Genomic DNA, 22,086 nt, shown 5'->3' on the forward strand with positions numbered 1-22,086 from the left:
TGAATTATTTTATATAGTAACTATTTCCTCGTACATTGTTTTTTATTCTCGGATGCAAAATCAAGGCAACCAGGGAACCCTCATTACTAAAACGATTTTTACTACTACAATGAGTAGAAAAGACTAGCTCTATTGTAGGTTCGAATAGAAATAAAACAACTTTTGTTTCACTAGCTTCTAATCATAATGAACATACGGAGGGATTTCATTCTTAGTTGCTGGCAAAAAGCTACTTTTTGACGTGCCTTCTATCCAGCTTTGTTAATATCATAAAGATAAAGATTACCAAAATCTATTGTAGAATAGGCTGGATAACATGAGAGAAAGACATCAGGAACATAGAAAAGCATGTGGCAGTCTTTTTTGGTTTCTTTATTCAAGAGAAGGTGAAACTTGATGACCTTTTGAGCTTTTTCCTATTTTTCTGCCAAAGAGTACAAGACAAAGTAAGCTTCCTCCTAACATTAAAAAGATTCCTAGGCCTTCTTTTATGGAAGGAAGACTCCTTGAGTAAAGATAGGTAAGCACAAGACCAAAAATAGGTTCAAAAATTAATATAGCGCCTAATAAGGCTGGAGAGAGGTTAACACTAGCTTTATTCCAGGCCGTTAGAGCTTTTGCTGAGGAGAAGATTCCCATAGCTCCGCATAGAAGGAAGAAGAGGAGCCGTTCTGAGATAGGTGTGTATGTGATTAGGGTTCTTGTAATATGGGTAACCTCCAAGAAATCTAGGACTACAATCAGAGGGAGGCAAACTATTAAAGCGCTGATTCCAATAAGATAGCTCCATGATCTAGGATTAAGTTCCGGGTGCTTATCCAGTAGCGATTGATTGCAGATCACATAGATTACCCACAGGCTTGTAGAGAATATAACCATTCCAATTCCCAAGATGGAATAGAGAGGAGAGGCTGCTGTTGGTAATTCGAGGGCAGAGATATGGGTTAAGATTACTCCTATGATAATGATACTACTGATAGCAAAGAGTAAAGGATATGAGAGTTCTTTTTGCTTTGTATTGGAGTAATAGAGCACCGCTATAGGGGCTAGACCCGCAATAACTACTGTAATGGCTGATCCAACATAGCGGATGCCCAGTGTGACTCCGAAGTAGTAAAGAGGATTAATGAGTAGGGTCCAAAGTATGCTTTTCCCCCAAAGACTTAAAGAAGTTTTTTTTATTAATGAGGGATTTTTTATAATACAAGCAATCAGAGAGAAAATGCCAAAAATGGTATAACGAGTAAGAACAATGTCAAGATCCCCGAAAGAACTCAGGAAGTTTGGAATGACAAAGACCATGCCCCAATATAAACAGGCAATAAGACCTTGAAATATACCTAGAGGTAGGTTGCGGGATTTAGACTCTTGATTTTCGTTAGGAAACATAAAGTTCTCAGAGAATATGAGCAAAAAAACTACTCATAATTTTAACATGGCTGGGATTTTTTTCGATATTCGGACTTTTAAATAATACGAAACGATTTTCTCTTCTAGAGGAAAGATAGAAACACAAGAGAAAAATGCTTAAAAACCAAGTCCTTGTTTATTGTAGTGAAGGGGTTTCTCCTTATTACCTGCGACATACCATACGTTTTCTTCGGCACTATAGTCGCCAGATAAGAGATTTAGATATTCTCAGGGTCGATGGGAATTTTTTAATTAAAAATCCCTTTTGGGAAGCATCGACTCGCTTACTTGTATTCCCAGGTGGTGCCGATCGGCCTTATCATCGTGTGCTTCATGGCTTAGGAACTGCGCGTATTTCTGAGTATGTTTATGAAGGAGGGAACTTTCTAGGTATTTGTGCAGGAGCTTATTTTGGCTCTAGGATGATTTATTTTTATGAATCTGAAGGAGCGCCGCTTCAAGGGATACGAGATTTAGGATTTTTCCCAGGGACTGCTAAAGGTCCAGCTTATGGTGGATTTTCTTATGTTAGTCCTGCTGGGGTAAGAGTCTCCCCTCAGATGTTTTCAGAGTTTGGGTTAGGATACGCTATGTTTAATGGTGGATGTATTTTCGAAGGAGTTGAAGAGTATCCCGAAATGAACGTTGAGTCTCGTTATGCAGATCTTCCTGGACAACCTGCCAGCATAGTATCTAGGATTTTCGGTAAAGGTCTGGCTGTTCTTTCAGGACCTCATATAGAATATCTTCCTTACTACTGCCAGATGATGGAGGGTAATGTGCAGGAGGCTCGTGAATTTCTTCGAAGAGAGTCTGTAACGTTGAACTGCTACTGTGAGAATCTTATCAAGCGGCTACTGTTCCCTCTGTTTTCCGAATTGGAACGATAGAATCTTTGAATTCTTGAGAATTAATCAAGTTGGCTTTCTTGTGACATTGAAGTCTTTAATAACTTGATAGAGAAGGGGACAAGAAAGAACTATGGAACGGGTAACCACATTTCGAATATTGTTAGTTTTATTAGTGATGCAGGACCTCTCTTCATAGCCTTGGATTAATCCAAAGGAGGCAACGTTTGGTGGTGCAAGGTTCTTTTTATATATAAACCGATTGAGATAGTCTTCAGGTTCTAATACGTATTCATATTCATTATAGTTGAGCTGCTCAAATACGCAGAGAAAAGCGAGTACTTCTATTTTTCTTAATAGGAGGTTTTCACTTCCCGTTATCAAGGGATGAATAAGCAAAACTTGACTTTCCTCTAATGCTATTGAAAATAAGTTGTGGTAATGGATAAAAAATTTTTTAAAAATCTCATAGAGCTGATTAGAAGAGACCTTTTTGTTCTTGACTATAGGGAAATAGTAGGTTGCATTATTGATCACAGTTTGGATAAGACCATCATCGTATTCGGGTGAGATATTTAAATCCTCAAAGGAGACTTGAGAAGCTACGCCTAAAGTCCCTATATTTTTTTTCTCTAACTTTAAGCGAAGCGTCTCTAGTGATTCAGAGGTTACAAAGACTGTTGGATCCATATGAAGATGAGAAAGAGCATACCCAGAATCTTCTTCTATTATTGTCCAACTTGTAAGGGCGCTTTTAATTAGAAAATTTGGATCTTTAAGAAACACGTTATTCCACTTTTTAGGAGAGGGAAAGAAGATTTGTGCTCCTTGATATACTTGTTTTCCTCGATATAACGATGTCTGTAAATCTAAACAGGATGAATCAGATGGTGTTACCTTATTTCGAAGGATATTTAGGAGGTCAGGAGTTAATGAAGGAGTTTTTTTAGGAAGTTTAGGCTCTAGTATAGGTTTGTCAAATTTTCTCTTGATGACTGAACAGCAATGTGTTTGAAAGAGAATAGAGATTCCTGTAACTATGAATATCACACTAAGAATGCATAGCGCAGCAATTAATAGAGTGTTTGGAAGTAGTCCGGTTAATAGAATGATCACGCATATCGCTATAGTTAAGAACAGAGAAAGGACTGTGAGAGAAAGTTGAACTAATCCGCATGATGAAGACTGTTCTTGGGTTAATTGAGATTCTTTATAGTGATTGGTAACTGGGGAATATCTAACCATATGGCATTAGGTAATAGCAAAGAACTCATTAAAAGAGTCTATATGCTAGAGAAGGATGAAAAATAAAATTAAATAGAAAAATCCTCCGGAGGATGGGTTCGAACCAACGACCAATGGATTAACAGTCCACTGCTCTACCGCTGAGCTACTCCGGAACAGACTTTGTTGCCTACATGTTCTATTACACAATGGTAAAAAGTCAATGATTTTCACAATCTCATAAGATAAAGGTTCATTATAATCTTCCGATTTTTATTAATTTTTTTTGCACTATTACTTATCTTCATTCAAATTACGTAGTTTTTGGAGTGATTTATGGGGGATGCTAAAGTAGAACGACCTACTTATAATGGATCTTCATTGATTTTAAAAACATCGGTGGCTCAGGAAGTCTTTAAACAACATCGTAAGGCCTTTTACCTTTTATTGATTGCTTCAATTATAGTTTTGGTAGCTATTGGAATAAGTTTCTGTATATTTCCTGAGTATGTAATTGCTTTTGTTTTGACTATAGTTTTCTTTGTCCTTGGTATAAGCATTGCATTATTTTTCTTGATGCGTGGCTTGCGTTTTTCACTTAATGATCGCTTATGGTTGTCAGAAAAAGGATATGCTCTTAGTCAAAATGAGCTTGGACCTTTTTTGGATGTACGTCTAGTAAGGGAAATTTTAGAAAAATCTCCCTATATTAAATCAAGAGCTTTACTCCCTTTAGCAGATATATCTGAGGATCCTGGACAAGCTGCAGTTGTATTACTTTCTCCCTGGACTTTTTTTTCGTCTATGGATTCAAGCGCTTTATTTCCGATTCCTCAACAAGAGGGGGATGAATATACAGACCACACGTTCCCTTTGCTTTCTAGGCTAGAAAGAACATCACTTTTAGTTTTATTGAGTGTCTTTACTCTTAACGATATCAGGAAAGATAGTATTCCCTTAGATGAACAGAATTTTTTTCCTTTTGTAAGTAAGAAAGCAAAGGATTATGGGGTTCAAGATTTAAAGTATAAGGTTATATCTTGGTTGAAAGAAATAAGCCTCGAATTAGAACCCGATATTAATTTTCAGGTCTCAAGGGCACTGTTTTCGGCATATCGTTATTTAAGACGTCCTGATTTGACTTCCTTAGAGTTGGAACGTTTGCATCTCATAAGCTGCTTTCAAGGAAATCTTGTTCATTACTTATCTTTATTTGTTAATCCTAAAGATTTATCCGATCCTGAATTTCTAAATATTTGCAAGCATGTAGAATGGGATAAATTTATTGCAGCATGTAAGGCTGCCTTTTTGAAAAATCCAAAAGGTATTTATATTGAGCATGTAAAACAATTTTTGTTGAGTAATATATGATTGAATTTACCTTTGCTCATCCTACTTCTGCAATTAATCTTCAGAAGATCGAGGAACGCATTGGCTTGCGAATGAAAAAGGTTTCTACCTTAGCAATAGCGAGTCTCTTTATATTAGCTATCTCTGCTGTGATTATGGGTATATCAATTGCAGGATTATTTGGTACAAGTACATGTATCATAGGGTTTATTTTATTTGTACTTTCTTTGATAGCGTCTGTTTTTTTGCTTGGTTCTTTGTATTTTGTTGCTCAGGAACTTAAATATTATGATTTTAAAGAGTTTCGTTTTTTGCCTAGAGAAGCTATTGCTTCTAGTCTATCGTGTTATAAACATCTCTCTTCAAATGTTGTTGAAGACATTTTACAAAATACTCTGTCCTTTCCTGAGCTCAGTGCTCTTTTAGATCCTGAGCAATTTTTCTTAGAGTTTCCTTATGTGACAGGTTTATTTGCTAATCATTCCATGGAAGAAAAAGATCGTTTATCTCGGGAGGCTTGTTTCATTTTATTAGGAGAAATTTCTTGGAGGGATTACGAAGAAAAAATTTTTCCTTGGTTAAACGATTCTGGTATGACCTGTGAAAAATTTTTTGCTCTTTTGAAGAGTCATTTCGATCTTGAAAACTTAGAGAATAAAATTGAAAAGTGGATAATGAAGGGGTATCCAGAAATTAATCTTAGCCAGAAAATTTCTTGGGATCAACATGTTTATCAGGGATGTCTTAAGTTTTTAAAGGGGGATATGAACGATTGTAGATACCAAAGATATTTAAAGATGATAAGTTACTTTTCTGGGGAGTTTCCAGCACTTCTTTTAGCTTTGGGGAAGGAATCTAATGGGATTTATGGTTGTCCTCAAGTTCCTAAAAATCTTACTTGGGATAAGTTTATAAAAAATATGCCAAGTCTTCTGGAAAGAAAAAGAGTTCTTCGAGGATGGAAGATTTCGTTAGACGATTTTAAAGACCTAGTTTAATGAAAAAATAGTCCTCGGATGAAGCCGATAATTTCCTCTGTTGGTGTTGCAGGGGTGTTTACATCATTGAGATAATCTTGAAATCCTGGATATGTTGAATAAAAGTATTTATGGGCTTGTTGTGATAAAGGTTTAACAATATCTCCAGGAAGATTTAGATGATATAGGCTTTCTTCTAGTGCAAGATACAATAAGGACCGCAAGGCTATAGAGAGGTTTGGATGTTCTTTAGAAAAGCTATTGTGGCTGTGGAATTCCAAAGTTGGTACCGAGAGATGAGGAATATCTTTGTGGTTAGTACGTAGTCCATACAGTCTCGTGTTTAAGAGTAGACATTTGCGAATTAGCACGGGAGTACGATCTATCCATAGGTTTGAAGAGATCTCTTTTTCGGGATAGAAGTTTTTCCATATTAGGGACCAGTTTGTTTTTGTCCCGTGGTTGTCATAAGGAAATATCGTGAAGTTTGCTCCGTGAATAATTAGGTCTGAGATTTCTAATTTTTTAGTTAGTAGCATAGATACTAAGGAAAATCGTACATCTGCATATTCGATTTCAGCAGCATAAGGGAAACGCTCTGAGGACAGCGGATTATAAATACAGACATGGCGGATTTTAACCCCAGAAGTTCTTATTGAGACCCTTCCTATAGTCACTTGAGTATGCAAGCGACTAGATAACCAATGTTCAACGATACTTTCTTTGCGTATCCAGAAATAAGCAATAAAGCAGCATCCTATAAGAAGTAGATTTTTGAGAAGCTTAAACATAGCCAGAGAATTTTTTATCTTAACAATTAAGATAGATTAAGAAATGAATATTCCAAAAGAAAAAGGTCTCTTTTCTTTTGAGTAAAGAAAAGAGACCTCGCGAATAATTGTTAGTATTAAATTAAAAGACTAGTAATCCATTCCTGCACCAGGCATTGCTGGAGCTGAAGAAGACTTCTCTTCTGGAATATCTGCGATTAATGCTTCTGTTGTTAGGAGCAAACCTGCTATAGAAGCTGCGCTTTCTAGAGCTGAACGAGTAACTTTAGTTGGATCTAAAATTCCTGCGTCAATCATATCTGTATAGGCATCGCGTAAAGCATCATAACCTTCGTTTGCAGATCTTGCTAGAACTTGCTGACAAATGATAGCTCCTTCTTTACCAGCATTAGTTGCAATTTGTTTTAATGGAGCTGTTAATGCTTTTAAGATAATACGAGCACCAATAGCTTCATCTTCGTTAGCTAACATAGGAAGGAAAGCTTCTAATGTAGGGATGCAACGAACCAAAGCAGTTCCACCACCAGGGAGGATTCCTTCTTCGACAGCTGCAATAGTTGCATGTTGTGCATCATCTACTCTGTCTTTTTTCTCTTTCATTTCTACTTCAGTAGCTGCCCCAACTTTGATTACAGCAACACCGCCAGAGAGTTTCGCTAAACGCTCTTGGAGTTTTTCTTTATCATAGTCTGAAGAACTATCTTCGATTTGTTTTTTGATATTATCACATCGAGATTGGATATCAGATTTATTACCCAATCCTTCAACAATTGTCGTATCTTCTTTAGTTACGATAATTTTTTTAGCTTTTCCTAACATGGCTAGGGTAGTATTTTCTAATTTCATACCCAGTTCTTCACTGATGAGTTGACCACCAGTAAGAATAGCAATGTCTTCTAGCATAGCTTTTCTTCTATCACCAAAGCCAGGAGCTTTCACTGCACATACTCTAAATCCTGCGCGGAGTCTATTGACCACTAGAGTTGCTAAAGCTTCTCCTTCAATCTCTTCTGCAATGATTAAAAGAGGGCGACCAGATTCTGCTACTTGTTGCAAAACTGGAAGAAAATCTTTAATTCCAGAGATTTTCTTATCATAGATTAGTATAAGAGCATCTTCTAGAATGCATTCCTGAGTTTCTGGGTTTGTAGAAAAGTAGCTAGAGAGATAGCCACGGTTGAAATTCATTCCCTCTACAACATCAAGAACAGTTTCAAATCCTTTAGCTTCTTCAACTGTAATGGATCCGTTTTTACCAACTTTTTCCATGGCTTCTGCAATAAGATTTCCGATTTCAGAATCGTTATTTGCTGAAATAGTAGCTACTTGAGCAATTTCTTTATGATGTTGAACAGGCTTGCTAATTTTTTTAAGTTCATCAACAACAACTTTTACAGCTTTGTCGATACCTCTTTTAAGGTCCATAGGATTAGCGCCTGCGGTGACGTTTCTTAACCCTTCACTATAGATAGCTTCTGCAAGAACAGTTGCTGTGGTGGTTCCGTCGCCAGCTTTATCAGCAGTTTTGCTTGCGACTTCTTTCACCATTTGAGCGCCCATATTTTCGTGCTTATCTTCAAGCTCGATTTCTTTCGCGACTGTAACACCATCTTTAGTCACTTGGGGAGAGCCGAAGCTTTTGTCAATGACTACGTGACGTCCTTTAGGACCTAGGGTGACTTTTACTGCTTCTGCAAGAGTTTTCACTCCTTTATGTATTTTTTTTCTGGCTTCTTCATTGTACTTAATATTTTTCGCTGCCATCTTTGTTCTCCTTAACTTTCTATAATCTGCAAACTATTATTTTATTTTAGGACGGCCATGATTTCATTGGATTGTAAAATGACGTACTCTTCGTCATCGATTGTGATTTCTTGACCTGCATACTTATCCATTAAAATGGTATCGCCAACTTGAACTTCGAAAGGAAGTAGTGTGCCATCATCGGTTCGTTTGCCTGTGCCTAAAACAAGAACTTCGGCACGATCTTGTTTCCTTTTTGCTGTATCGGGTAGGATGATTCCTCCACGAGCAGTGGCTTCTTCCTCTTCTCTTTTTACTAAGATTCTGTCGCCCAAGGGCTTAATTCGGAGGGTCGTTGCTTGATCAGACATTTATATGCTCCTTATGTTTTACGTTCTAAGAGACTTTGTTATTTCTGGCATCACGATAACAAAGTGGTTTTTTTTGTGCAATAATTTTAGCAGTTAATATTGTTGAGTGCTAAAAAATTCAACTTTTTGAAAGCAGAGAAGAGAGTAGATCGATCTTCTTGGTAATGAATGCAAAGGCTTGGTGGAGTGGATCAACCGTTGTCATATCTAATCCCGATTTTTTTAAAATATTTAATGGGAAATCCGATCCTCCGCTTTTTAAAAAGTTTAAATAAAGATCAAGAGCACCTGGCTCGTTGGTGAGAATTTTTTCAGCAAAAGACAAAGAGGCTACAATACCTGTAGCATATTGATACACATAGAAATTATAGTAGAAATGAGGAATTCTTGCCCACTCTAATGCAGATAGTGGGTCGAAGGTTATAACACCTCCATAAAATTCTTGTTGTAAATTGTGATAAGTTGTTGAAAAGAATTCTTCGGTAAGTGCAAGGCCTTGTTCTGCTGCAGAATGAATATCATATTCAAAGGCTGCAAATAATGTTTGACGGAATAGGGTTGAGAATATCGTATCAAGAGTTCGGGTAATGATTATGATTTTCTCTTCTTTAGTTTGATCAGATTTGCTTAGAGCATCCATAAGGAGCATTTCATTAAATGTTGAGGCAATTTCAGCAAGAAACAGAGGATATTGAGCGTTATGATAAGGTTGAGCTTCTGTGCTGAAATAGGTATGCATGCTGTGTCCTGCTTCATGAGCTATAACTGAGACGTCATAAAGTGTACCGGTATAATTTAACAGGATGTAGGGGGGACTATCATAGCATCCTGAAGAATAAGCTCCTGACCGCTTATTTTTATTTTCGTATCTGTCTACCCAGCGATTGAAAAGAAGGCCGTTTCTTAAAATATCAACATAAGTGGTTCCTAGAGGAAGAAGGCTCTCACAGACAAGGTCGACGCCTTCTTCGTATCGATACTTTCTTTCTATAGTTTGAGTAATAGGAGCATAAACATCATAGAAGTGAAACTCTTTTAGATTTAATGCATCTTTCTTTAAATTGAAATAGCGGTTAATCAAGGAGATATGTTTTTTTATTTCTTTTATGAGATTAGTATAAACAGCTATAGGGATATTGTTTTGGAAAAGAGAAGCCTCTAAACAGGAAGCATAGTTTCTTGCTTTTGCTTCAAAGAGATGCGCTTGGACCTTTCCGTTAAGAAGATTAGCGAATGTATTGCGGTAATCATAGTAGCGTTGACATTGAGCTAAATAAGTCGTAGAACGTAACTTTCGATCTGGCGATTGCATGTATAAAGAAGCCGTTGCGTGAGATAGGGGATGCTCTTCCCCTTTAGAGTCTCTAGCTGTTCCAAAGGGAATTTCAGAATCATTCAATGAAGAAAAGGCTTTATTAGAGACGTTAAGGACAGAAAATGCTGAGGCAAGGATCTTTTCTTCATTTGCTGTTCCAGTATGAGGGGCAAGACGGAAAATTTTTTTTAGATAGAATCTATAGGGAGTAAGAATTGCACTTGATAACAAGTAGTTTACTTTTTCTTCAGTAAGGGCAACTAAAGCAGGTTGGATCCATGAGATTTCTTGAGAAAAGAGGGTATAAAGATAGATAGCCGATAGATAGTCTTTCTCTCCTTGGGGACTGGCAATATCTTGATCGTGGATCAGATGAGCGTATACATAGAGTTGATCAAGTTTTCGTTCTACAGAAAATTTTTTCGATAAGAGCTTGTTTAAGGATTCAGGATTATCGATTTGATAATGAGATGGAGCAAATTCAGGCCATATTGGTGAACAATCTTTCCCCGAGCTGCAGAGATCAAAATCCTTTTTCCAGTCCTCTCTAGTCATATAAAGGGGAGTTATATCCCAACAGTTTGCAGGATCTACCTCGGCTCGCATTGGAGGTGTCTCACTTTTGAGTTTTGAGGTCATAAAGATTATTCTCCTTTTTATGATGGAAAATGGACAAGAGGCTTTACTATAGGACAATCTTTAAGAAAAAGCCAAGAACGAATCTTCAGTTAAATATTAGAAGGGGTTATCTGTATCTATGAAAATTGTAGGGACTTGCAGTACACTGTTTAAATGATGGGCAAGAGATTTTGGACCGATTTTTTCTGTTGCTGTATGTCCGAATGCTAAAAAATTAATGTTGTTTTCAAGAGCTGTAGACCAAGCGGGTTCGTCGAAGTTGCCTGTGATGAAACAATCAACCTGACGGGTTACTGCAAAAGAGAGTTCTCTATAAGCGCCTCCAGAAACGATTGCTGCGGAAGAGACTGTCGATGGCCCGCCTAAGGCGGATCCTTTTAAAGGGGCTTGGTAGTACTGAGATAAGAGATTAGTAAAAGTATTTATGTGGACTGGGGAAAAAGATCCTTGGACCCCTAGATTAGGAAAAGAAGAGCCGAAGGGTTGTAGATCCTTCCAATTTAGATCTAAAGCGACTCGCCAATTATTCCCTAAAGTAGGATGGGCATCTAGAGGAAGATGGTAGGCAAGGAGCTGGATATCGTGTTGGATCAGTAACTGGATGCGTTTATACATCATGCCCGTAATAGGGTAGGGCATGCCTTTCCAAAAAATACCGTGATGAACAATTAGCACATTGACATTGGCTTTGATAGCTTGTTTTATCGTTTCTATATCAGCAGTAACAGCAACGCCAATTTTTTTTAGTGCAACCTGAGCATTTCCAACCTGAAGGCCATTAGGTCCGTAATCTTGGAATGTTCCTGAAGCAAGAAGGTTATCGAGGTGAGAAAGTAGTTCCGCAACATTCATAGGGTTAACTTGTAAAATCACAATTATTAATAGATCATTGAGGCCTTATTATAAAGATTCTTGTTTTAAAAAGAAATATTTATATATTTTTTGATACCAGAATCATTTTTTAAATGGTAAAATAAGAGTCCTAATTTCCATTAGTTATGTATGATAAATCTAAATATTTATTGTAATTCGTCCCCCAGAGGTCTTTTAATTCAAGACCATAGGAGTCATATACAGATAGAAAGTAAGACTAGGTATCTTTATACGATTGTTAGTTTCGCCTTTTTAGTTGCTCATTTTATACTTGGGTTAGCTGCTTTGGTTTGCGCTGGGTTCGTTTTAAGCTCCGGGTTATATCTTGGCCTTATCATTCCCTCGCTAGTTTTTGGAATCCTAGGTTTAGCCTTTTTTGCTGCTTATATGAGTTATGAGCCTACCGAGCCTTCTAGTCTCCCTTATTCTGATAAAAATCTCCCCTCTGATTTATGCATTGCTCTTAAAAGTGAGTTGCTCCATAGATTCGGAAAAGATAATCCTGTCTCGTCTAATTTCTTTAATATTCTTTTTGAAGAACACAATCCGACGATTTCAGATCTATACCAGCTTGCATTTCTTTGTGGAGGATTTCCTGAAGATAGTATTCCTCGTCATTCTGAAGCTTTAAATATTTATAAAGCACTCAGTATAGAGGATCGCCGTGCTTTAGCCAACCTGGTGACTGAGGGATTGAACTTAGAAGAGATATTGGCTAAACATTGTCCTGTGTATTGGTTCAGCAATCTTGGAGATATTGTTTATAAGAAACATCACTTAAGCTTGTCTGAGTTTTTGGGACTGGGGCATCCCACATTTCCAGGTTTTGTTCATAAGGATTACCTACCAGTATTAGCTTTATTAGATTTTAATGCATACTCTACTTTATTCTCTTTAAGCCAAAAATATAGAAATTTTGATTCTTGGAAATCTGTAGCTGAAGTTCAAAGTATATTACAGGCTTGTATACCCTCTACAACCGAGGGAAAAGAAGACTTTGCTTCTTGGCTCTATGAGAGTTTTGCTATTGTTGTTTTATGTAAAGAAACTAAAGAACTATTGTCTTATTTAGGAACCGTCCATGCTTCCAGCCTTTCTAAACTTTCTAAGCAGAATACTATAGAAATGTTAGTCGAATGTATTTCTAATGGAGAGATGGGGAACTATGAATGCGGCTTATCTAAAACTTGGAACAATTACTATTCATCTTAAGAATTTTCTAAATCTTAAGATTTTTAGACGCTCCCTTTTTATTTTTTAATCATAGTATCTAAATGTTTTTTGTTGAGGAGTCAAAAATTTTAATCAGACTATCAATAATGATATTTTGTCCATAAATTAGATTTTCTTCACTATGAGCAGATGAAATAAAGCTGGCTTCCAGAGGAGATGGTGAAAGGAAAATCCCGTTATTAAAAACCTCTTGGTAGAATTTTTGGAAGAGTTGGTAATTAGAGGTTTTTGCTTCATCAAAATTTCTCGGATGAGACTCATTAAAGAATAAACTAAACATAGGACCTTGGTATACTAGAGAGACAGGAAATCCTCGAGATTGAATAGCTTCTTCAATTGAAGAATAGAATAGTTTTGCTAGTGCATTTAGATGGCTATAAAACCCTTCAGATTGGCATAGCTCAATGGCAGTACGTCCTGCTACCATGGCCAAGAAGTTTCCCGACATTGTCCCTGCTTGAAATATAGACCCTTCAGGCATAAGTTGATCGAGAATTAAGTGGTGCGCGATTAGTGCTGCTACGGGCATGCCCCCGCCTAGGATTTTTCCATAGACGATAATGTCTGGATAGACGTTAAAGACAGTTTTAGCTCCGTCGAATCCTAGACGAAATCCTGTAACAACTTCATCCATAATAGAAAGGCTTTTAAAGCGTTTGCAGAGCTCTATTATGTGGTGTAGGAATTCAGGTTGAGGAAGTACAACACCCATATTTGCGCATATCGGTTCAAAAATAATTGCAGCTACCTGAGATCCTAAAGATTCCATAACAAGGGTGAGAATATCACTATTGTTATAGGGTAGGGATAATAACAAAGGACTCGCAGAAGATTTTTCTATTAATAAAGGGAGTTTCTCAATAGTTTGTTCATTGATTGAAATGCTTTCAAGAAGAGTATCTGCGTGACCATGGTACGCTCCTATGAACTTAATGACGATAGGTCGATTTGTAATGCCTCGAGCAATGCGGACTGCTGTCATTGTTGCTTCAGTTCCTGAAGATATAAAGCGGACTTTATGTTCCTTCAGTTTTAAAGAAGAAAGCAGCATCTTACCAAAGAGAATTTCTTCTTCAGAGGTTAATCCATATGAGGTTCCTTTTAGGACACCTTGTTGAATAGCTTTGACGATTTTCGGATGCCCGTGACCATGAATTAAAGCTCCCCAACCTATGCAAAAATCAATAAACTCCTGACCTTGATTATCTAAAAAAACATCGCCTTGTGCTGAACTAACTATAGGTGGGGTGACCCCTACAGAACGACATGCTCGAACTGGAGAGTTAACTCCACCAGGGAAAACCTGACAAGCCTCTTTAAAAGTTAGTGGAGTCTCTTGAAGAATCGAACAGTTGAACATAGAGTGTCTTACAGTGAATTTGCATGCATTTTGAAACACCTTGTCTTTAATGGCTAGAAAAAGCGAATAGTTAGTTCAACATTAGGTTATCTGGGACTGTAGAGAGGGAGGCATATTTTCCTCCAAGATCCTTAAGAACAGAAGCCCAGAGATCTTCTGGTTCCGAATAGAAAACATAATCTTTATTTGCTCGAGTTAGAAACCAGTCATTACTTAAGAATTCCTTTTCCAATTGGCCCGCTTGCCATCCGCTATAGCCAAAACATAGATTAATCTCGGGGCCGGATGTGCTACAGGCAACTTCTTGGAGAAAAGAGAGGTCGCCTCCTAAATATACTGAAGGACAAATTTCTAAAGTTTGTTCAGGAATTTCTGAACATGAGTGAAGCAACATCATTTGATTGGCTTGTAGGGGTCCTCCCATACAAAAGCGAATATTTTGGTTAGAGACTTTTTCAAACGTGAAGATATCGTCAGAAATTTCAAAGCCTAAGGTTTTATTTAAGATCAAACCAAAGGAACCATTAAGACTATGTTCGCATAGTAAAATAACACTGCGAGCAAAGACTCCTTGATTCATATCAGGAGAGGCAACCAATAAAGACCCTTTCTCTAATCGTGCATAAGGAATTTTCATAATATCTCTCAGTTTATTCTTCATAGGGGATTACAGCATCGAAGATTGCTTTGACACATAATATAGGTACTTTATGAGTTAGGGCAAGAGGAATACTGTCACTAGGCCGGGCATCTACATCAACAACATATAGAAATTCCCGGTCTTTTTGTTCTAAAAATAATCGTGTATAGAACACATTATCTTTATAATCGTTAATCACAACATGTAAAACACGGATGTCGAATCCTGATGTAACAAAATTCACTAGGTCATGAGTAGAGGGTCTTTGTGGAGAATCCCCCTCAACGTCGATGCCTTGAAAGGCTTGTCCCATAGAAACATGCCCGTAGATAGCGAACTTCTTTTCTTCAGTACCTAAGATCATGCCGGCATAATTACAAAAACTTACGAGCTTGTAAAAATTAAGGAGTATTAAAGGTGTTTGTTCTAGTAGTTCTTTTTCTAAGTTCATACAGAATATTTTTTGTTAATTAAACCTTGGCTATTGCTAGACCATACTTCGACTTTTTCTATAACAAACCCGACTTCAATAACACCATGAATTTGTATTAACTTAAATAAGTCTTCTTCAGGATTTGGATAGAGATTAGGAAAAATAATGTCATACATGTAATTACCACTATCTGTAATAAACAAGTCTCCGTTAGGTTGTAGACGCCAAGACCCTTGATATCCAAGGCTTAGGATTTGTTCAATAATAGCCAGACAGCCAAAGCGGCTGATTTCTAAAGGAACACCGAACTTTCCCAACGTCGAAACCTGTTTGCTTTCATCAATAAGGATAATTCTCCGTTTTGCGGCTTTTAAGAGAATTTTTTCTCTAAAAATAGCGCCTCCACCTCCTTTAATCATATGTAAATTAGGATCGACTTCATCAGCACCATCTACAGTAAGATCTAGCGTAGAGAATTCTTCGGGATTTAAGATAGGGATTGAAAGGCTCTTTGCTAGAGAATGCGAATTTTGAGAAGAAGCTACAGCATAAATTTCTAGAGATTCTTTATGCATTCTGTTAGCAAGAGCAGAGATAAATTCTTTGGCTGTAGATCCGCTTCCTAAACCTATGATCATTCCCGAAGCTACTTCCATAGCAGCTTTAGAAGCAAGGTGTTTTTTCTGAAGAAGATAAAGATCCTTTTCCACTATATAATTCCTATAGTATATAGATGCGAGATGTTTACAATACTATATAAAAGTAAAGGGTTTTCAGACGAGTGTTTCAAGGGCGAGAATTGGCGTATTCGATTTTTCAAGGAAAAGCTGTGATTTTCATTAGAAATTTAGATTGTCTTAGACTGTTTTTCTAATAGTATAGGTTTGATTGTCAAAGATTTTTTTCGATAGAATAATTTAATTTAAGCTTTCGAATTTTTGAAATGTTTTCGTTATTAGTATTGTCCTCTGTACAAGAAAGAACAGTAAAATTGTCAATGAAGCATATTACGCAAACTGATCTAGATAACTCACCGTCATTGAATGCGTCTTTAACTCTTTTCGTTCCAGAACTTTTTATTATCGCTTTTGCTCTGAGTTTGTTTGCAATGTTAAGGTCGTTTGGGTTTCGATTTTATTAAGGGAACGGCATAAAACTGAAAAAAGTTCCTCTATAGGGTAAGGGTTTATAAAAATTTTAGCGAGTGTTTTCCTATGGCTTTAGAAGCGCTGTTCTTTTTTCTAAAACATAAAGGGAAAAAGTATTGTTATATCAATTTATAAGATAAAATTATCAAAACCACTAAATTTTTATAACAACGGCTTATATTGTGCTCTAAAGATTTTTTATAGCAAAATTTATGGATTTTTTATCTTTCCTATGGAATAAGAGCAACCATTTTAAGAAGTGTGTTGGGTTAATTATATGGCGAAATTTTCTGATGCTGTTTCTGAAGCTTTAGAAAAAGCTTTTGAATTTGCAAAGTCTTCAAGAAATACCTATGTCACAGAAAATCATCTTTTACTTGCTTTACTCGAGAATACAGAATCCCTCTTTTATTTAGTAATCAAGGAAATTCATGGGAATCCTAGTTTACTCAATACTGCCGTTAAAGATGCTTTGTCTCGGGAGCCTACTGTAGTTGAAGGAGACGTTGATCCTAAACCTACTCCGAGTTTACAAACTCTTCTTAATAATGCAAAACAGGAGGCAAAAGCATTAGGGGATGAGTACATTTCTGGAGATCATCTTTTGCTTGCCTTTTGGCAGTCAAATAAAGAACCGTTTAACTCTTGGAAACAAACAACGAAGGTCTCTTTCGAAGATCTTAAAAAGCTCATTACTAAAATACGACGTGGAAATCGTATGGATTCCCCAAACGCAGATAGCAATTTTCAGGGGCTAGACAAGTATTGTAAAAACTTAACAGTACTAGCTCGCGAAGGCAAACTTGACCCTGTTATTGGAAGAGACGAAGAGATTCGTAGAACTATACAAGTGCTTTCACGTAGAACTAAAAATAACCCTATGCTTATTGGTGAGCCTGGTGTAGGGAAAACTGCTATAGCAGAAGGGTTAGCACTTAGACTAGTTCAAGGGGATGTACCTGAATCTCTTAAAGGTAAGCAGCTTTATGTCCTAGATATGGGAGCTTTAATTGCAGGAGCTAAGTATCGAGGAGAATTTGAAGAAAGATTAAAAAGTGTTTTAAAAGATGTAGAATCAGGAGACGGAGAGCACATTATCTTCATTGATGAAGTGCATACTCTTGTTGGGGCAGGAGCTACTGATGGAGCAATGGATGCTGCTAATCTTTTAAAGCCTGCATTGGCAAGAGGGACCTTGCACTGCATTGGTGCTACGACCCTTAATGAGTATCAGAAATATATAGAGAAAGATGCTGCTTTAGAACGGCGATTTCAACCTATTTTTGTTACTGAGCCTTCATTGGAAGATGCTGTTGTTATTCTTCGTGGACTACGAGAAAAATATGAAATTTTCCATGGTGTACGAATTACAGAAGGAGCTTTGCATGCTGCAGTCCTACTTTCTTATCGTTATATTCCAGACCGTTTTTTGCCAGATAAAGCTATCGATTTGATAGATGAAGCAGCAAGCTTAATTCGTATGCAAATTGGCAGTCTTCCTCTCCCTATCGATGAAAAAGAAAGAGAACTTGCTGCTTTGATCGTGAAGCAAGAGGCAATAAAGCGCGAGAAAGCTCCTTCATATCAGGAAGAAGCCGATGCTATTCAAAAGTCTATAGACGCTTTGAGAGAAGAATTAGCGTCCCTACGTTTAGGGTGGGATGAAGAGAAAAAGTTAATTTCTGGACTTAAAGAGAAAAAGAATTCTTTAGAAAGCATGAAATTTTCTGAAGAAGAAGCTGAACGTGTTGCAGATTATAATCGTGTGGCTGAGTTAAGATATAGTTTAATTCCTCAGCTTGAAGAGGAAATAAAACAAGATGAGATTTCTTTAAATCAAAGAGATAATCGTCTTCTTCAAGAAGAGGTTGATGAAAGGCTTATAGCTCAGGTTGTTGCTAATTGGACTGGAATTCCTGTGCAAAAAATGCTAGAAGGAGAAGCCGAAAAGCTCCTAATTCTTGAAGAGTCATTAGAAGAGCGTGTCGTAGGTCAGCCTTTTGCGGTCTCTGCAGTCAGTGATTCTATTCGTGCAGCGCGTGTTGGTTTGAATGATCCCCAAAGGCCTTTAGGCGTCTTTTTATTTTTAGGCCCTACAGGAGTTGGAAAAACAGAACTTGCTAAAGCTTTAGCCGATCTTCTCTTTAATAAAGAAGAAGCTATGGTACGTTTCGATATGTCTGAATATATGGAAAAGCACTCGATTTCTAAGCTTATAGGCTCTTCTCCAGGATATATTGGCTATGAAGAAGGAGGTAGTCTTTCGGAGGCTCTTCGAAGGCGCCCTTATTCAGTCGTTTTATTTGATGAGATAGAAAAAGCTGATAAAGAAGTTCTTAATATTCTTTTACAAGTATTTGACGACGGTGTTCTTACAGACGGGAAGAAGCGGAAAGTAAACTGTAAAAATGCATTGTTTATTATGACATCAAATATAGGTTCTCCAGAACTTGCAGAATATTGTTCAGAAAAAGGTAATGAGATTACAAAGGAAGCCGTCCTTTCTGTAATATCCCCAATACTGAAGAAATATTTGAGTCCTGAGTTTATCAATAGGATCGATGAAATTCTTCCCTTTGTTCCATTGACCAAAGAAGATATTGTGAAAGTAGTTGGAATTCAAATGCGAAGGATTGCGCAGAGATTAAAACAACGCCGTATTAACTTATCTTGGGATGATTCCGTAACGCTATTTCTTAGTGAACAGGGTTATGATAGAGCTTTTGGAGCCCGTCCTTTGAAACGCGTGATTCAACAAAAGGTAGTGATCTTGCTTTCAAAAGCTTTGCTTAAAGGAGATATTAAGCCCGATACAGCAATTGAACTTACGATGGCAAAGGGCGTTTTAGTATTTAAAAAAGCTAATACCTCTTCTTAAATCATTCAACTACCTATGGTTATAAATCTTAACTAGGAGGGAAACCATGAATTTTTATTAGATAGAATGGCTTCCTAAAGGTTTGTTTTTTAGACAAGTCTATTCAAGTTATTGGTATGTAAGAATTAAATATATTAAACACTGCGTTAAGGCATTTGTAATATTTTAAAGGGAAAACCTCTCTTTATATATAAATATATAAAAGAAAAACTTTTTAAAGAAAACCCAGAGAAAATAGCCTAGGAAACAGCATGTTAAAGTACTTTACAGTAAGGCGTATATTTAGGGTTTGTTTTTGTTCATTTTTGTTTTCTCCATTTTACTTAGATTGTGCCAATTCAAAACGGTCTTCTTATAATAAGACTTTCCTTATATCTAAAGACCTTAAAATAGAAGAAGAATGTCACAAATTTTGGAATCTCGATTCATATAAATTGGACAGTCTTTGTGCTTATCAGCTAATTTATCGTGATTTCTATAGTTCTCAACGAATACGTCAGCTTTTCCCTCAAATCAAAGAAAATGAAGTTAGCTTATTTGCTAAAACTATTCTTTCTTTAGGGAATATAGAGCACAGCTTTTCTAAAGAGGCTATTTCCTTGATGAAAAAGCTTTCTTGTCCTGGCCTTAGATTATCTTCTCTTGAACAGTCTTCAGAAGTAGACCCAGAAAAAGATTTGGCTCGGGCTTTAGTAGAGTTGGAATTTCCTGAAGATCTTGGAAAGAGTCGAGCTATATACTACAGTAATTATCTCGATGTATTAGCATTGCGGATTCATGCGGAACGCCAGCGTTATTTGGATTCACATCCCAGTACTCCAGGGACGACAGAGTTCCATAAGGCGACTATAGAGGCTATTAATACAATTCTTTTTTATGAAGAAGCTATTCGTTATCCCTCCAAGAAAGAAATGTTTTCCGACGAATTTTCTTTTCTTTCCTCAGTAACAGACAGGAAGTTTGGGGTATGCTTAGGAGTTACTTCTCTTTATTTTTCTTTGTCTCAGCGGTTAGATTTGCCTCTAGAAGCGGTAACTCCTCCTGGGCACATCTATTTGCGCTATCGAGGAGGTGAAGTAAATATAGAAACTACCGCAGGTGGTCGTCATCTCCCTACAGAAAATTACTGTGATTGCCTGGCTATAGAAGAGTTGCAGGTACGCACTCCTAAAGAAATAATAGGACTTACCTTTATGAACCAAGGCTCCTTTGCTTTGCAAAAGAAAAGGTATAAGGAAGCGGAAAGGGCTTATAAGAAAGCTCAAAAGTATCTTCAGGATCCAGAACTTCAAGAGCTTTTAGGATTTGTTCAGATCCTTAGGGGAAATAAAACAGAGGGAAAGACTTTAATCAAACATAGCCATCGTGCTGATCAAAAGGGATCCTTAGCTTATGACTACCTTAAGGGAAGAATAGACCTAGCTACGTTGGCTCTTTTATTTTGTTATCCAGGCTCTAATTATGAAGAAATAGCTTCTTATGGAGAAGAACTGAAAAAAGCTATGAAAAACTCTTCGCTATGTTCTGAAGGACAGCGTCGCCTAGCTTCAGTAGCATTTCATTTGGGTAAGGTAGCTGAAGGGGTTTCTTTTTTAGAAGCATGCGCTAAGGATACTCCTAATGATCTTTCCCTTCATCTTAGGCTATGTAAAATTTTATGTGAGAGACATGACTATACAAAGGCTTTAAAATATTTTTTAATTGCTGAAACTCTCATTACAGATCAAGGATTCGTTGAAGAAGATAGTCGCTCATTTACACTTTTTTATGAGATGAGAAAAATTATATCCACAATAGCTCCTTAAGCATAGACTCTCTGTATTCAACAAAGATTTAAAGAGCTATTATTTTTTCTATTTGTGCTTATTTATAATGTTTTATATCGTTTTTACATGCTAAATGCGATAGTCTTTTTTGTTTGTTGTAATTATTTTTTGATTAAGAGCACCCTTGTTTTCTTCTACCACTAAACTCGCATTAATCATGGGCAGGTGATTTTAACTAAAGGAGTAAGATGAGTATTTTTTTTGATAGCCATTGGGAGTTAATATGAACTGTTCGGAAGTTATCTCTTTAACAGTTCAAGGACTAGGTTTTGGTGGATTTTCTTCTAAATATGTTTCTCCTTTCAAAAAGAAGTGGTCTGATGCACCCCGTGTGGTCTGTTCTGCTATAGTTTTGCTTTTTAGCTTGGGGATGTTGGTTTGTGGTATTGCAATTACTTGTTGGTGTGTCCCGGGTCTTGTTTTAATAGGAGGGATTTGTACAATAGTTTTAGGTTTAATCTTTTTAACTTTAAGTATGTTTTGGATCATTAATTTGTTTCCTAACCGCAAACAAGGTCTAACGCCAACTATTAGTGATAACAATAGTAAGTAACGAAACGAACAAAGATATATCAAAATAATTAATACAAAGTAAAAAATTAAGGGGGGGCGAATGTCTCATATTAACTCTGTAAAAGCAATATTTCAAGGAGTAGGATCTCTAGATTGTTCTAGTGAAGCTATTCCAAAATTTGATGCTACAAAAAAAGTAGCTAGTATTGGTAGATGCGTTTTAGCTGCTATAATTGCTTTAATAGCTATAAGTTTAATCGTGCTTGGTTTTGTTGTTTTTTCTGGTTGCTGTCCTTTAGCGATGGCAGCAGGTGCTGTCGCAACACTACTTGGAGTAGCTTTATTAGCATGGGCAGTACTAATTGCTTTGAGGCTTCTTAATATAATTAAATTAAAGCCTGAGGTGGTAGAAAAGCCTGAGGTGGTAAAAACGCCTGAGGTGGTAAAAACGCCTGAGGTGGTAGAGAATAAAGAGGATAGTCTGGATAGTTAGTAATGTGAATTTAGACGAACA

At 36.9% G+C, this 22,086-nt stretch carries 19 protein-coding genes and 1 tRNA gene; 8 read left to right on the forward strand and 12 right to left on the reverse strand.

The features are described from left to right. Nucleotides 1-372: 372 nt before the first annotated feature. On the reverse strand, nucleotides 373-1,389 hold the full coding sequence (locus C834KP_RS00515; protein ID WP_108896275.1) for a DMT family transporter: 1,017 nt from the start codon (nucleotides 1,387-1,389) through the stop codon (nucleotides 373-375). 134 nt (nucleotides 1,390-1,523) lie between these two features. On the opposite strand from C834KP_RS00515, the gene C834KP_RS00520 reads away from it, so the two are divergent. Then, a complete protein-coding gene (locus tag C834KP_RS00520; protein ID WP_108896276.1) occupies nucleotides 1,524-2,300 on the forward strand; it encodes a BPL-N domain-containing protein in 777 nt (258 codons plus the stop codon). A 24-nt stretch (nucleotides 2,301-2,324) separates the two neighbouring features. On the opposite strand, the gene C834KP_RS00525 is transcribed toward C834KP_RS00520, so the two are convergent. Together C834KP_RS00525 and C834KP_RS00530 are read right to left on the reverse strand one after the other, a co-directional pair. Beyond that, a complete protein-coding gene (locus C834KP_RS00525) occupies nucleotides 2,325-3,503 on the reverse strand; it encodes a hypothetical protein (protein WP_108896277.1) in 1,179 nt (392 codons plus the stop codon). Between the two features lie 83 nt (nucleotides 3,504-3,586). Then, nucleotides 3,587-3,658: transfer RNA gene (locus tag C834KP_RS00530), tRNA-Asn, on the reverse strand. Between the two features lie 160 nt (nucleotides 3,659-3,818). On the opposite strand from C834KP_RS00530, the gene C834KP_RS00535 reads away from it, so the two are divergent. Together C834KP_RS00535 and C834KP_RS00540 are read left to right on the forward strand one after the other, a co-directional pair. Beyond that, the gene (locus C834KP_RS00535) at nucleotides 3,819-4,853 is read left to right on the forward strand and encodes a hypothetical protein (protein WP_108896278.1); all 1,035 of its coding nucleotides are present in this window, start codon (nucleotides 3,819-3,821) and stop codon (nucleotides 4,851-4,853) included. Then, a complete protein-coding gene (locus C834KP_RS00540) occupies nucleotides 4,850-5,830 on the forward strand; it encodes a hypothetical protein (protein WP_108896279.1) in 981 nt (326 codons plus the stop codon). The genes C834KP_RS00535 and C834KP_RS00540 overlap by 4 nt, the downstream gene beginning before the upstream one ends. Here C834KP_RS00540 and C834KP_RS00545 read toward each other — a convergent pair. The 5 genes from C834KP_RS00545 to C834KP_RS00565 all read right to left on the reverse strand — a co-directional run bounded on the left by C834KP_RS00545 (nucleotide 5,827) and on the right by C834KP_RS00565 (nucleotide 11,520). Beyond that, nucleotides 5,827-6,600, reverse strand: coding sequence for an AsmA family protein (locus tag C834KP_RS00545; RefSeq protein ID WP_108896280.1), 774 nt, complete (start codon nucleotides 6,598-6,600; stop codon nucleotides 5,827-5,829). The genes C834KP_RS00540 and C834KP_RS00545 overlap by 4 nt on opposite strands. A gap of 129 nt (nucleotides 6,601-6,729) precedes the next feature. Continuing rightward, on the reverse strand, nucleotides 6,730-8,364 hold the full coding sequence (gene groL, locus C834KP_RS00550) for a chaperonin GroEL (RefSeq protein WP_108896281.1): 1,635 nt from the start codon (nucleotides 8,362-8,364) through the stop codon (nucleotides 6,730-6,732). A 41-nt stretch (nucleotides 8,365-8,405) separates the two neighbouring features. Then, the gene (locus tag C834KP_RS00555) at nucleotides 8,406-8,714 is read right to left on the reverse strand and encodes a co-chaperone GroES (protein ID WP_108896282.1); all 309 of its coding nucleotides are present in this window, start codon (nucleotides 8,712-8,714) and stop codon (nucleotides 8,406-8,408) included. A gap of 118 nt (nucleotides 8,715-8,832) precedes the next feature. Next, nucleotides 8,833-10,668 (reverse strand): oligoendopeptidase F, encoded by a 1,836-nt coding sequence (gene pepF, locus C834KP_RS00560; RefSeq protein WP_108896283.1) that lies wholly within the window; start codon nucleotides 10,666-10,668, stop codon nucleotides 8,833-8,835. A 96-nt stretch (nucleotides 10,669-10,764) separates the two neighbouring features. Further along, nucleotides 10,765-11,520 (reverse strand): Nif3-like dinuclear metal center hexameric protein, encoded by a 756-nt coding sequence (locus C834KP_RS00565; protein WP_108897110.1) that lies wholly within the window; start codon nucleotides 11,518-11,520, stop codon nucleotides 10,765-10,767. Nucleotides 11,521-11,670: 150 nt separating this feature from the next. On the opposite strand from C834KP_RS00565, the gene C834KP_RS00570 reads away from it, so the two are divergent. Then, nucleotides 11,671-12,753 carry a hypothetical protein gene (locus C834KP_RS00570; protein ID WP_108896284.1) on the forward strand — a complete coding sequence of 361 codons (1,083 nt, stop codon included), beginning with the start codon at nucleotides 11,671-11,673 and terminating at the stop codon, nucleotides 12,751-12,753. 58 nt (nucleotides 12,754-12,811) lie between these two features. Here the strand turns inward: C834KP_RS00570 and hemL are convergent, their stop codons facing one another. From hemL to rpiA, 4 genes are all read right to left on the reverse strand, one after another. Next, nucleotides 12,812-14,134 (reverse strand): glutamate-1-semialdehyde 2,1-aminomutase, encoded by a 1,323-nt coding sequence (gene hemL / locus C834KP_RS00575; RefSeq protein WP_108896285.1) that lies wholly within the window; start codon nucleotides 14,132-14,134, stop codon nucleotides 12,812-12,814. A 70-nt stretch (nucleotides 14,135-14,204) separates the two neighbouring features. After that, on the reverse strand, nucleotides 14,205-14,774 hold the full coding sequence (locus C834KP_RS00580) for a YqgE/AlgH family protein (protein ID WP_174165550.1): 570 nt from the start codon (nucleotides 14,772-14,774) through the stop codon (nucleotides 14,205-14,207). Between the two features lie 10 nt (nucleotides 14,775-14,784). Then, nucleotides 14,785-15,225: a bifunctional nuclease family protein gene (locus C834KP_RS00585; protein WP_108896287.1), complete on the reverse strand. Its 441-nt coding sequence runs from the start codon at nucleotides 15,223-15,225 to the stop codon at nucleotides 14,785-14,787. Then, the gene (rpiA, locus tag C834KP_RS00590; RefSeq protein WP_108896288.1) at nucleotides 15,222-15,917 is read right to left on the reverse strand and encodes a ribose 5-phosphate isomerase A; all 696 of its coding nucleotides are present in this window, start codon (nucleotides 15,915-15,917) and stop codon (nucleotides 15,222-15,224) included. Before rpiA ends, C834KP_RS00585 begins: the two co-directional genes overlap by 4 nt. 715 nt (nucleotides 15,918-16,632) lie before the next feature. On the opposite strand from rpiA, the gene C834KP_RS00595 reads away from it, so the two are divergent. From C834KP_RS00595 to C834KP_RS00610, 4 genes are all read left to right on the forward strand, one after another. Beyond that, the gene (locus tag C834KP_RS00595; RefSeq protein ID WP_108896289.1) at nucleotides 16,633-19,233 is read left to right on the forward strand and encodes an ATP-dependent Clp protease ATP-binding subunit; all 2,601 of its coding nucleotides are present in this window, start codon (nucleotides 16,633-16,635) and stop codon (nucleotides 19,231-19,233) included. A 251-nt stretch (nucleotides 19,234-19,484) separates the two neighbouring features. Then, nucleotides 19,485-21,038 (forward strand): transglutaminase family protein, encoded by a 1,554-nt coding sequence (locus C834KP_RS00600; RefSeq protein WP_108896290.1) that lies wholly within the window; start codon nucleotides 19,485-19,487, stop codon nucleotides 21,036-21,038. 244 nt (nucleotides 21,039-21,282) lie between these two features. Continuing rightward, nucleotides 21,283-21,612, forward strand: coding sequence for a hypothetical protein (locus tag C834KP_RS00605; protein ID WP_108896291.1), 330 nt, complete (start codon nucleotides 21,283-21,285; stop codon nucleotides 21,610-21,612). A gap of 60 nt (nucleotides 21,613-21,672) precedes the next feature. Next, nucleotides 21,673-22,065: a hypothetical protein gene (locus tag C834KP_RS00610; RefSeq protein ID WP_108896292.1), complete on the forward strand. Its 393-nt coding sequence runs from the start codon at nucleotides 21,673-21,675 to the stop codon at nucleotides 22,063-22,065. Nucleotides 22,066-22,086 lie beyond the last annotated feature (21 nt).

It is taken from the genome of Chlamydia serpentis (assembly GCF_900239945.1).
GTDB lineage: Bacteria > Chlamydiota > Chlamydiia > Chlamydiales > Chlamydiaceae > Chlamydia > Chlamydia serpentis.

Excerpts from the sequence above, each read along its gene's own strand:
- C834KP_RS00600 (WP_108896290.1), top strand. The coding sequence starts at position 19,485 with ATGTTAAAGTACTTTACAGTAAGGCGTATATTTAGGGTTTGTTTTTGT.
- C834KP_RS00605 (WP_108896291.1), top strand. The coding sequence starts at position 21,283 with ATGAACTGTTCGGAAGTTATCTCTTTAACAGTTCAAGGACTAGGTTTT.
- C834KP_RS00545 (WP_108896280.1), bottom strand. The coding sequence starts at position 6,600 with ATGTTTAAGCTTCTCAAAAATCTACTTCTTATAGGATGCTGCTTTATT.
- C834KP_RS00520 (WP_108896276.1), top strand. The coding sequence starts at position 1,524 with ATGCTTAAAAACCAAGTCCTTGTTTATTGTAGTGAAGGGGTTTCTCCT.
- C834KP_RS00525 (WP_108896277.1), bottom strand. The coding sequence starts at position 3,503 with ATGGTTAGATATTCCCCAGTTACCAATCACTATAAAGAATCTCAATTA.
- C834KP_RS00595 (WP_108896289.1), top strand. The coding sequence starts at position 16,633 with ATGGCGAAATTTTCTGATGCTGTTTCTGAAGCTTTAGAAAAAGCTTTT.
- C834KP_RS00570 (WP_108896284.1), top strand. The coding sequence starts at position 11,671 with ATGATAAATCTAAATATTTATTGTAATTCGTCCCCCAGAGGTCTTTTA.
- pepF (WP_108896283.1), bottom strand. The coding sequence starts at position 10,668 with ATGACCTCAAAACTCAAAAGTGAGACACCTCCAATGCGAGCCGAGGTA.
- C834KP_RS00515 (WP_108896275.1), bottom strand. The coding sequence starts at position 1,389 with ATGTTTCCTAACGAAAATCAAGAGTCTAAATCCCGCAACCTACCTCTA.
- groL (WP_108896281.1), bottom strand. The coding sequence starts at position 8,364 with ATGGCAGCGAAAAATATTAAGTACAATGAAGAAGCCAGAAAAAAAATA.
- C834KP_RS00555 (WP_108896282.1), bottom strand. The coding sequence starts at position 8,714 with ATGTCTGATCAAGCAACGACCCTCCGAATTAAGCCCTTGGGCGACAGA.
- hemL (WP_108896285.1), bottom strand. The coding sequence starts at position 14,134 with ATGTTCAACTGTTCGATTCTTCAAGAGACTCCACTAACTTTTAAAGAG.
- C834KP_RS00585 (WP_108896287.1), bottom strand. The coding sequence starts at position 15,225 with ATGAACTTAGAAAAAGAACTACTAGAACAAACACCTTTAATACTCCTT.
- C834KP_RS00610 (WP_108896292.1), top strand. The coding sequence starts at position 21,673 with ATGTCTCATATTAACTCTGTAAAAGCAATATTTCAAGGAGTAGGATCT.
- C834KP_RS00540 (WP_108896279.1), top strand. The coding sequence starts at position 4,850 with ATGATTGAATTTACCTTTGCTCATCCTACTTCTGCAATTAATCTTCAG.
- C834KP_RS00565 (WP_108897110.1), bottom strand. The coding sequence starts at position 11,520 with ATGAATGTTGCGGAACTACTTTCTCACCTCGATAACCTTCTTGCTTCA.
- C834KP_RS00535 (WP_108896278.1), top strand. The coding sequence starts at position 3,819 with ATGGGGGATGCTAAAGTAGAACGACCTACTTATAATGGATCTTCATTG.